The 10645-nt window shown below is 61.9% G+C and carries 8 protein-coding genes, 1 tRNA gene and 2 rRNA genes (1 of these 11 only partly in view); 7 read left to right on the top strand and 4 right to left on the bottom strand.

Going from position 1 to position 10645, the window contains the following annotated elements; translation table 11 throughout:
* From D3242_RS17760 to D3242_RS17750, 3 genes are all read left to right on the top strand, one after another.
* Window positions 1-2574: ribosomal RNA gene (locus tag D3242_RS17760) — 23S ribosomal RNA — on the top strand (it extends 226 nt beyond the left edge of the window).
* Between the two features lie 204 nt (window positions 2575-2778).
* Window positions 2779-2893 (top strand): 5S ribosomal RNA (gene rrf / locus D3242_RS17755).
* 156 nt (window positions 2894-3049) lie between these two features.
* Window positions 3050-3126, top strand: a tRNA-Met gene (locus D3242_RS17750).
* Between the two features lie 261 nt (window positions 3127-3387).
* On the opposite strand, the gene D3242_RS17745 is transcribed toward D3242_RS17750, so the two are convergent.
* Entirely contained in the window at window positions 3388-4305 is a 918-nt protein-coding gene (locus D3242_RS17745) for a LysR family transcriptional regulator (RefSeq protein ID WP_064980964.1), read from the bottom strand.
* Between the two features lie 139 nt (window positions 4306-4444).
* Between D3242_RS17745 and D3242_RS17740 the strand changes: the two genes are divergently transcribed.
* Window positions 4445-5083: a DsbA family protein gene (locus D3242_RS17740; RefSeq protein WP_019861330.1), complete on the top strand. Its 639-nt coding sequence runs from the start codon at window positions 4445-4447 to the stop codon at window positions 5081-5083.
* A 36-nt stretch (window positions 5084-5119) separates the two neighbouring features.
* Window positions 5120-5731, top strand: a complete 612-nt coding sequence (locus D3242_RS17735) for an NAD(P)-dependent oxidoreductase (protein WP_064980962.1) — start codon at window positions 5120-5122, stop codon at window positions 5729-5731.
* On the opposite strand, the gene D3242_RS17730 is transcribed toward D3242_RS17735, so the two are convergent.
* The gene (locus D3242_RS17730; protein ID WP_019861327.1) at window positions 5732-5914 is read right to left on the bottom strand and encodes a hypothetical protein; all 183 of its coding nucleotides are present in this window, start codon (window positions 5912-5914) and stop codon (window positions 5732-5734) included.
* 45 nt (window positions 5915-5959) lie between these two features.
* Here D3242_RS17730 and D3242_RS17725 point away from each other — a divergent pair, with 45 nt between their 5' ends.
* The gene (locus D3242_RS17725; protein ID WP_038649863.1) at window positions 5960-6742 is read left to right on the top strand and encodes a DeoR/GlpR family DNA-binding transcription regulator; all 783 of its coding nucleotides are present in this window, start codon (window positions 5960-5962) and stop codon (window positions 6740-6742) included.
* A gap of 17 nt (window positions 6743-6759) precedes the next feature.
* On the opposite strand, the gene D3242_RS17720 is transcribed toward D3242_RS17725, so the two are convergent.
* Complete coding sequence (locus D3242_RS17720) at window positions 6760-8196, bottom strand: ROK family protein (RefSeq protein WP_223217853.1); 1437 nt, start codon at window positions 8194-8196, stop codon at window positions 6760-6762.
* 84 nt (window positions 8197-8280) lie between these two features.
* Window positions 8281-9189 (bottom strand): tagatose-bisphosphate aldolase, encoded by a 909-nt coding sequence (locus D3242_RS17715; protein ID WP_064980958.1) that lies wholly within the window; start codon window positions 9187-9189, stop codon window positions 8281-8283.
* 275 nt (window positions 9190-9464) lie between these two features.
* On the opposite strand from D3242_RS17715, the gene D3242_RS17710 reads away from it, so the two are divergent.
* Entirely contained in the window at window positions 9465-10364 is a 900-nt protein-coding gene (locus D3242_RS17710; RefSeq protein ID WP_019861322.1) for a sugar-binding transcriptional regulator, read from the top strand.
* The last annotated feature ends 281 nt before the right edge of the window (window positions 10365-10645 follow it).

Here is a 10645-nt window from a genome sequence, read left to right as displayed (position 1 = left end):
AAGTGGCGAACGCGGGGAACTGAAACATCTAAGTACCCGTAGGAAAGGACATCAACCGAGACTCCGGAAGTAGTGGCGAGCGAACCCGGACCAGGCCAGTGGCGATTGAGAGACAAGCGGAACCTTCTGGAAAGTAGGGCCATAGTGGGTGACAGCCCCGTACGCGTAATGCAATCAATCGTCCTCGAGTAAGGCGGGACACGTGAAATCCTGTCTGAAATTGGGGGGACCACCCTCCAAGCCTAAGTACTCGTGCATGACCGATAGCGAACTAGTACCGTGAGGGAAAGGTGAAAAGCACCCCGACAAGGGGAGTGAAAGAGTACCTGAAACCGATTGCCTACAAACAGTGGGAGCCCGCAAGGGTGACCACGTACCTTTTGTATAATGGGTCAGCGACTTAGTGTGACGAGCAAGCTTAAACCGCTAGGTGTAGGCGCAGCGAAAGCGAGTCTGAACAGGGCGTTCAGTTCGTCGCATTAGACCCGAAACCGAGTGATCTAGCCATGAGCAGGTTGAAGGTAAGGTAACACTTACTGGAGGACCGAACCCATAACTGTTGCAATAGTTCGGGATGACTTGTGGCTAGGGGTGAAAGGCCAATCAAACTCGGAAATAGCTGGTTCTCCGCGAAATCTATTTAGGTAGAGCGTCGACCGAATACCCCAGGGGGTAGAGCACTGGATGGGCTAGGGGTCCTCACCGGATTACCAAACCTAACCAAACTCCGAATACCTGGGAGTACTAGTCGGCAGACACACGGCGGGTGCTAACGTCCGTCGTGAAAAGGGAAACAACCCTGACCTACAGCTAAGGTCCCCAAGTTATGGCTAAGTGGGAAAGGATGTGAGGATCCCAAAACAACCAGGATGTTGGCTTAGAAGCAGCCATCATTTAAAGAAAGCGTAACAGCTCACTGGTCTAAATAAGGGTCTTTGCGCCGAAAATGTAACGGGGCTAAAGCCATACACCGAAGCTTAGGGTTCGTGAGCAATCACGAGCGGTAGCGGAGCGTTCTGTAAGCTGATGAAGCCATACCCGTGAGGGGTGGTGGAGGTATCAGAAGTGCGAATGCTGACATGAGTAACGTAAGGGGAGTGAGAGACTCCCCCGCCGAAAGACCAAGGGTTCCTGCTTAAAGCTAATCTGAGCAGGGTTAGCCGGCCCCTAAGACGAGGCGGAAACGCGTAGTCGATGGGAACCACGTTAATATTCGTGGGCTTGGAGGTAGTGACGGATCATTGAGGTAGTCCAATCTTATCGGATTGAACGGGCTGCTGCGTGGTTCCAGGAAATAGCTCCTCCTTATAAACCGTACCCGAAACCGACACTGGTGGTCTGGTAGAGTATACCAAGGCGCTTGAGAGAACTATGCTGAAGGAACTCGGCAAATTGCACGCGTAACTTCGGAAGAAGCGTGACCCTTTTCCACGCAAGTGGAGGAGGGTGGCACAGACCAGGGGGTAGCGACTGTTTATCAAAAACACAGGGCTCTGCGAAGTCGCAAGACGACGTATAGGGTCTGACGCCTGCCCGGTGCTGGAAGGTTAAGAGGAGGGGTGCAAGCTCTGAATCGAAGCCCCAGTAAACGGCGGCCGTAACTATAACGGTCCTAAGGTAGCGAAATTCCTTGTCGGGTAAGTTCCGACCTGCACGAATGGCGTAACGACTTCCCCGCTGTCTCCAGCATAGACTCAGTGAAATTGAATTCCCCGTGAAGATGCGGGGTTCCTGCGGTTAGACGGAAAGACCCCGTGCACCTTTACTATAGCTTTACATTGGCATTCGTAGTGGCATGTGTAGGATAGGTGGTAGGCTTTGAAACCTGGGCGCCAGCTCAGGTGGAGCCACCCTTGAAATACCACCCTTATTACTATGGATGTCTAACCGCGGCCCGTTATCCGGGTCCGGGACAATGTATGGTGGGTAGTTTGACTGGGGCGGTCGCCTCCTAAAGAGTAACGGAGGCGCGCGATGGTGGGCTCAGAACGGTCGGAAATCGTTCGCTGAGTGCAATGGCATAAGCCTGCCTGACTGCGAGACTGACAAGTCGAGCAGAGACGAAAGTCGGTCATAGTGATCCGGTGGTCCCGCGTGGAAGGGCCATCGCTCAACGGATAAAAGGTACGCCGGGGATAACAGGCTGATGACCCCCAAGAGTCCATATCGACGGGGTTGTTTGGCACCTCGATGTCGACTCATCGCATCCTGGGGCTGGAGCAGGTCCCAAGGGTATGGCTGTTCGCCATTTAAAGCGGTACGTGAGTTGGGTTCAGAACGTCGTGAGACAGTTCGGTCCCTATCTGCCGTGGGTGTAGGAATATTGAAAGGATCTGTCCCTAGTACGAGAGGACCGGGATGGACGGATCTCTGGTGGACCTGTTGTGGCGCCAGCCGCATAGCAGGGTAGCTATATCCGGACGGGATAACCGCTGAAGGCATCTAAGCGGGAAACCCACCTTAAAACGAGTATTCCCTGAGAACCGTGGAAGACGACCACGTTGATAGGCCGGGTGTGGAAGAGCGGCAACGCTTGAAGCTTACCGGTACTAATAGTTCGATCGGCTTGATCGTTCTCATTCCTTATGCCCATCTGACAAGGTCAGATGGTTTGTTCTCACTCACGCTTGTTCCGCCCTGCGGGCGGGCGCTACGTGGGTGCGGTGCATCAGCGCCGACGGTCGGTCGACCTTGCGAAGCTTCGCTTCGAAAGGCGCCAAGATCAAAGAACGTCCAAGGCACAAAAAACAGCTTCTCGAACAACGTGCGTTTTGCCGACCTGGTGGTTATGGCGGAGCGGCTGCACCCGATCCCATTCCGAACTCGGCCGTGAAACGCTCCAGCGCTGATGGTACTTCGTCTCAAGACGCGGGAGAGTAGGTCGCTGCCAGGTCTGCTAAACGCACGTTGAACTCACATCCAATCGGATGTCAGTGAAATCTTCTCTCTACGAACAAGGCCCGCCAAGGGACCACGGGCCGCGCAAGCGGCCCTTTCATTTGGTGAGCCATCTACCTATTTGTAGGCTTGCGCTTACATCCAATGGTGACGCGGGGTGGAGCAGCCCGGTAGCTCGTCAGGCTCATAACCTGAAGGTCACAGGTTCAAATCCTGTCCCCGCAACCAAATACAAAAGAGCCCGCCCTCGTGCGGGCTCTTTTATATTTAGCCGTGGTGCCCGGCGAGTTAACCCTCATCAGCCGTCCGCAACGAGGCCTTGCCGACGCCGCCGGTCAGAAACGCAAAGCCTCTCCCCAAAACCAAATCATAAACGGCCCGCCTGGCTCAAACCAGCGGGCCGTTTTGCGTTTGAGCACGATCGAAACACGGCTAAGGCCAAAGCGTTCCGATGTAAGCCTCCACTGACATTGCGTGCTGTGTGCGGACTCACCCCCTGGCGACGCCGCGTGCTCGCTTTCGCTCGGCCGCGGCGAGCAATTCGACGAAGGCGCGCACCTTGGCGGGCCGGAAGCGGGCCGGCGGGAACACCGCGTGGATGCCGCCGGTCGGCAAGGTCCACTGCGCGAATATCCGCACAAGCCGACCCCCGACGATATCCTCATCGACCGCATAGTCAGGAAATATGCCCAGACCGATGCCGGCGATCACGCAAGCATAGGCCGCCGGGCTTTTGTCGCAGACGACGACGGGATTGAGTTCGGTCAGCACCGTGTCGCCGTCCTTAGAGAACAACCATTGGCCGACGCCGCGCAGCTGGGCATTGCCGACCCAGGCCAGCGATCGCGCCTGGTTCGGGTTCGCATCCGCGGGCAGGTCTGCCGCGAAGGCTGGGCTCGCAACGACGATCTGTTGAATCGTGCCCAGTCGCCGCGCCTGGTTAGAGGAATCAGCAAGCCAGCCGACGCGGATGCCGAGATCGATCTGCTCGTCGACCAGATTGCTCACCGCGTCGTCGAAGATCGCTTCGACGCGCATCTGCGGATAGGCTTTCAGATATGCCGCCATGACCGGCGCCACCACTCTGGTGCCGTAGTCGAGCGGCGCGGTCAGCCTCAGCGTTCCGCTCGGCTCGACCGCTGCCTGCGAAATCTCGCCATAGGCCGACTCCGCCTCACGCAGGATGATCATCGCGCGATCATAAAAGAGGCGACCGTCTTCCGTCGGGGTGACGCGCCGCGTCGTGCGCTGCAGCAGCGTCGCGCCCAGTTCCTCTTCGAGCCTGCCGACTTGATGGCTGACCACGGCCTTGGCGACGCCAAGCCGGTCCGCAGCTGATGTGAACGAGCCGGTTTCCATGACGGTGGTGAAGTAGACGAGCCGATTGAGGTTCAGAAGGTCGGCCAAGGCGGCTGCTTTTGTCTGATTAAATCAGACAGTTTATATTATTGAGCGCTGTTTATAGCAAGATCTCCGCCTGCCACATACGGCCAAGACTTTTTGGCGGCCCGTCAGCCGACAGTCCGTACCAAGGAAGGCAGCGCTCGTGAGTAATTCAGACGTGACTTACCTTTTCGATCCGCTCTGCGGCTGGTGCTACGGCGCCACGCCGATGCTGGACAGGCTGTCGGCCAGCGGCGTGCGCATCGAGCCGCTGGCGACCGGGCTGTTCTCCGGCGCCGGTGCGCTGCCGATGGATGAAGGCTTTGCCGCACATGCATGGGCGAACGACCAGCGCATCGAGCGTCTGACCGGACAGGCATTCACGCAGGCCTATCAGCGCAATGTCCTCGGCATCCGTGGCACTTTGCTCGACTCGCATGCGGCAACCCTCGGCATCAGCGCCGCCGGACTGGAAGATCCCAGCCGACGGCTCACAGCACTGAAGGCGATCCAGCGTGCGCGCTATGTCGACGGCCGAGATATCGTGACTGCCGAAGGCGTAGCCGCCGTGCTCGCCGATACCGGCATGGCCGATGCCGCCGCCATGCTGAGGAAGCCGGCCGAAACCGTGCTGACGGTTCATGCCGAACTGGTCGGCCGTGGCCGAGCGCTGTTCCAGCGCCTGCATGCCAACGGCGTGCCTTCGCTGGCAGTCATCCGCAACGATGCACCGCGGCTCATCGGTTCGAATGCGCTGTTTGGCAGCTTCGACAATCTCGTCGCCCATATCGCGGCGGCGTGATCCACAACTGACCTCCAACAAGGACTGGAAAAGGACATGGCAAAAGTCGCTCTCATCGGCGCATCGGGCGCTGTCGGTTCGCGCCTGCTCAAGGAACTCTCCGACCGTGGCCATACGGTCACCGGCATTGCCCGCCACCCCGAAAAAATCGCCGCGCTGCCCCGTGTGACGGCCAGGAAGGGCGATGTCTTCGACAAGGAAGGTCTCGCCAGGCTGATCCATGGGCATGATGTGGTGATCAGCGCCGTGCATTTCGTTGACAGCGACCCCGACACGCTGATCGCCGCAGTGCGTGCTTCCGGCGTCAAGCGCTATCTCATTGTCGGCGGCGCCGGCAGCCTTGAGGTCGCGCCCGGTAAAAGGCTGGTCGACACGCCCGAATTCCCTGCGATCTACAAGGCCGAGGCACAGAAGGGCGCCGACTTCCTCGACAAGCTGAAAACCGTCGGCGACCTCGATTGGACGTTCCTGTCGCCCTCCGCCATGTTCGTACCGGGCGAGCGCACCGGCAAATACCGTCTTGGCAAGGACACGCTACTGGCCTCGGACAAGGGCAGCAGCATCTCCTTCGAGGACTACGCCATCGTCATGGTCGACGAGATCGAGAAGCCGGCCCACATCAGGCAGCGTTTTACGGTCGGCTATTAATCAGACGGCAGCGGCCGTGTCTCGATCGGGACCGGCCGACGCCAGCCGCATCAGGGCTTCGCGGACGCCGACGCGCCGATAGGTTTCGGTGACGAGGCCGTCCTGTCTCAGCTCCTGGCGGCGGCGTTCGACGAAGGCGCGTTCCTCGGCGCTCAAATCGTGCTCGCGGGACTCCTTCCCCATCAACGTCGGTGCCGCTAATGTTCCAGACTTCGCGGAGGACAGATCATGGAGCAGAGCCGGCTGTCGAAGAAGGAGCGGCATGAGCTCATCCTGTCGGAAGTGCGCCGCTCGGCCTCGATCCGTGTTTCCAGGCTCGCTTTGCGCCTGGGTGTCGCCGGCGAAACGATCCGGCGCGACCTTATCGAGCTTGGCGATGCGGGGTTGCTCAACCGAACCTATGGCGGTGCGACGATCTCGCTGGCGACATCCGAGCCGGTGATCGCCGAGCGCAGCCAGACCATGATCGAGGAGCGTGCGCGGATCGGGCGCGGTGCGGCCGGACTGGTTGAGAAGGGCCAGATCGTGATGATCGATGGCGGCTCGACGACCTATGAGGTGGCGCGCGGTCTCTCGCAGCTGAAGCGGGAGCTGACGATCATCACCAACTCCATCGGCGTGGCCTCGGTGACCGGCGCCAATCCGAGCTTTCGGGTCATCCTGTGCCCCGGCACCTATGACAGCCGAGAAGCCAGCGTGGTCGGTGAGGATACGGTGGAATTCGTCAGGCGCTACAATGCCGACATTGCCATCATCGGAGCATCGAGCCTGTCCGCGGACGGGCCCAGCGACATGATCTCGGGGGCGGCGGCGGTCAAGCGGGCTATGATCTCTCGCGCGCTGTCCACAGCGCTTGTGGTGACCAACGACAAGTTCGGCCGCAACAGCCTCGAACGGATCTGCGCTCTCAGCGCGCTTTCCGACATCGTCACGGATCGTGAGCCGCAACCGGCGCTGCGCGCGGTCATCGAGGCGGCCGGAACGGAACTTCACGTCTGTAGCGGCGACTGAACGGGTCTTCCGACTGTCTATGCGCCGCCGGCCATCGTCGCCCGCAACCAGGCCGTGATGGCATCGAAGTCGATCGGCTTCGTCGTGTCGACGTCGAATAGCGGTCCGCGCCGCAGCGGCTCGGCGCGCTTGGCGAGCTCGATCAGTTCGGGAATATAGGCGGCACCGGGATGGCCAGCGGGGCGCTGGTCGAGGCGGGCGCCATAGCGCTCGGCGAGCACCTTGCCGGGCGCGTGGCACCAGATTTCGAAAGTCTGCTCGACGCCGGCATTTCGCAGATGATCCTCGAGAACCTCGCGCGGCTGGAAGCCGAACCAGGCATCGACGATGAAGGTGGTGCCGGCCGGCGCTTCGCCGACCACCGACCAGATCGCCTGGTAGCTGCCGCGGCCCAGCGTGCGGTTGAACAGGCGGTCGCCGCCGCCGAGCACTTCGAGAAAGGGGTTCTTGATCGTGTCGAGCGCCAGCAGCGGCCAGCCCATGCGATCGGCGATGCCGCGCGAGACGGTGCTCTTGCCGCTGGCGGGGATGCCGTTGACGAGCACGGCGCGCCGCAGGCGGCTGGACTGGGTCGGGGGCGACGTGTGCTGGTCCCCCGCCAGTGCCTGGAGGCCGGCGCCGATCACGCCGGCGTCGTCGCCGAGTTGTGCTGCTTCGACCTGGCATTGGTACCAGGGTGCCAGCGCCGGCGCGCGGCCGAGTGCTGCGTGAGCCGCCCGGCCAAGGCCGCCGCCAAGCAGCACCAGATCGGGAGCGAGCATGGCAACGGCGGTGTCGATGGCGGCCCGCAGCGGTTTCGCCCAGGCGTCCAGTACGCCGCGCGCCTGGATATCGCCGGCTGCATCGCGGGCAAAGAGCTGATCGACCGAAGTATCGGCGCCGAGCCCGGCGCGCGCAATATGACGGCCGAGCGCGGTTCCCGAACTGGTGGTCTCGACGCAGCCGCGACGGCCGCAGGCGCAGACCTCGCCATTGACGTCGACGGTGATGTGGCCGAGCTGGCCCGCCGTTGCCGAACCACGCGTGATCCGCCGATCCTGGGCGACGGCGCCGCCAATGCCGGTGCCGATGGTGAACATGACGATGTTGCCATGGCCGCGCCCGGCGCCGAGCGCCATCTCGGCGGCCAGCGCCATGTTGCAGTCATTGTCGATGACGACAGGCTTGCCTGTCATGTCTTTCAGGCGCTGGGCCAGCGCAACCGAGGCGAGGTTGACATAGCCGCCCGACAGCACCGCGCCGCGCCGCGCATCGACGCGGCCCGGAACGCCGACGCCGATGGCCTTCACATCCGGGGTGTCGAGAAGGCGCACCATGTCAGCGATACGACCGAGCACCAGCTCCGGGTCGGGCGCGCTTTTTTCGGAAACGCGCTTGAGGATTTCACCGGTGCCGGAAATGCGGGCGGCACGCAGATTGGTGCCGCCGATATCTATTCCTATGCTCTGAGGCATGGCGTCCTGCATCTGTGTTCACGCAATTCCGGACGCAAAGCCGCTTCACACTTTCGCTGGATCAGCTCTCGTCCAACGCAACTGTCAGGCAGCGGCTTTCTGCCGGTAGTGCCCGATCACGGCCTGGATTTCACGCAATCGCGGCACTGCGATGGTCTTAAGCCTTTCGCGCTGGATGTCACGGTCGAGCGAGATGCAATCTTTCCACAGCGAGCGGCCGGCGATGACGCCCGAGGCGCCATTCTGCATGGCGATCTTGACCTGGCCGAGAAAGGTCGCGTGGTTGACGCCGGCCGAAAGCACCGCCCACGGCACCTCGCCGGCCATTCTGGTGATGTTGGCGCAGGCTTCCGCCGTTCCGGGGTAGGGAAGCTTCAGGACCTTGGCGCCACACTCCAGCGAAATCCTGGTGCCTTCCTCGACAAGCCATGGCGTCTTGGCCGCATAGTCCTCGGGGCTTTCCCCGTCGAGCTGATAGGTCAGGAACTCGACGACCAGCAGCAGGTCCTCTTGTCCGAAATCGGCGATGCACTGGCGCAGGATGGCGATGTTGTGGTCGTTGGCTTCAGGCTTGTCGGCTCTGAGATACACCATGATCTTGCCGCCGGTGCCGCCGAGTGCGCGGACGCGGCGCGCGTCGATGCCGGGAACGAGGCGCGACAGGCGGTAACCTTCGGGAGAGATATCGAAACCGGAAGCGTCGAGGCCGATGAGCAGCGCCGTATCGCGGTTCAAGACGCCTTCGTCGACAATGCGCGGCACCGCGCAGAGCGGGTCGAGCAGCACGCAGGACGCCGCACTTGCGAGGTAGCGCGTGATGTCGGCCTTGGTGTCGCCGAGCATGTCATTGGTGATCTTGGCCTGTTCGTCCGGGTCCGACGCCAGCAAGGTCCGCATGCCGCCGCGCTGGTCGCAGGCGATGGCCACCATGGCCCCGTCCTTGCCACATATCTGCTGGTAGCCGCGCAGTTCCGCGGTGGTCATCTTGGTCATGGTCTCAATCCGATGTTGGCGCTCTCTAGACGAAGGGCGCGGATCCCGTGGAAACAACGATGTTCAGTTCCGCCCGCTGCCGGCAGGAAGCCGCGACGCGCCATCGCCTTCGAAGAAAGCGCCTCGCCGGGCTCGCGGCCCGCGAGCCGCCGCACGTTGCGAGTTGGCTGGATTTGCGCGATAACTCCCGTCGGCCTATGTGTATGTAACACGTTGCTGAAAGGAATTGCAAGCTGTCTTCCCCTCCCATCCAGGATGCGACCGCATCGCGGACGATGCTGCACACGGTGGCCAAGCTGCATTATGTGGAGGAGATGTCGCAGGTCGATATTGCTCGCCGGCTCGGCGTCTCCACCGCGACGATTTCGCGCTTGCTGCAGCGGGCGCGGGCCGAGGGCATTGTCCGCATCGAGGTTCTCGACCTGGCAACGCCGGAGGATATCACCAGGCAGCTGATCGACGGCTTGAAATTGCGCGATGCCGCTGTGGTCGAGACGCCGGCGGCGGGCACGCTTGCGGCGCTCGCCGCACCCCTTGGCGGGTTGCTCAGGCAGGCGCAGCTGGTGGCGGGCTCCGTCGTCGCCATCGGCTGGGGGCGCGCCGTGCGCGAAGTCATCCGGGCCGGCCTGCCGCGGATGCCTGGCGTGCTGACCGTGGCCGCCACCGGCGGCATGCAGCAGCAGGCGGCGCATTTTCAGGTCAATGAATTCGTGCGGCTTGCCGCCGAGGAGTTCGGCGGCACGCCGCATTTCATCCATGCCCCCTATCTGCCGTCCAGCGAATTGCGCGAGGTCTTCCTGCGCGACACCGCCATCCGCGATGCCGTCGCTTTGTGGGAGAGGACCGATGTCGCGATCGTCGGTATCGGCCTGCCGCATGCCATCAATGCCCCAGAGGCGAGCGCCGCCACGCCGAGCGAGCAGGCGCTGGTTCATGCCGCCGGTGACGTGCTTCGCCACTACTTCGATGCCGAGGGCACGCTGATTGCCTGGGAAGGGGAGAGCCGGATGATCGCCATGTCGCCGGCGCAGTTGCGCGCCGTGCCACTGGTCATCGGCCTTGCCGCGTCGCCGGAAAAGGCGACGGCAATTATTGCAGCCGTTCGCGCCGGTCTCATCAACACGTTGGTGACGGATACCAAGACGGCGCAGGCCATCCTCGCAGCGCTCGCGTAACGAATAGTCCAGGCAGGACGCCGTCACGAAAACCAGTTGTGCCGCCGAAAGCCCCGGGTGATAGTTGACCGGGGCTCTGCGGAGCAATCGGATGTCGTACGGTGTGAAAAGCCCGGCCCTACCAACTCGGAAAAACCGAGTTGCAATTTATTTCTGCAAAGTGTTACAAGTTCGAACGCCCGCCGGCAAGGCGAGGCGTGGGACACAGTTTGCCGGACCTCGCGGAGGCTAGGAACGAGGCTGTGGCCAGGTGCGCCGGCGACTGACCGGCCGACATATCG

This window comes from Mesorhizobium jarvisii, assembly GCF_003601985.1.
In the GTDB taxonomy this organism is placed as follows: Bacteria; Pseudomonadota; Alphaproteobacteria; order Rhizobiales; family Rhizobiaceae; genus Mesorhizobium; species Mesorhizobium jarvisii.
This window is presented reverse-complemented; position numbering and strand designations above follow the sequence as displayed.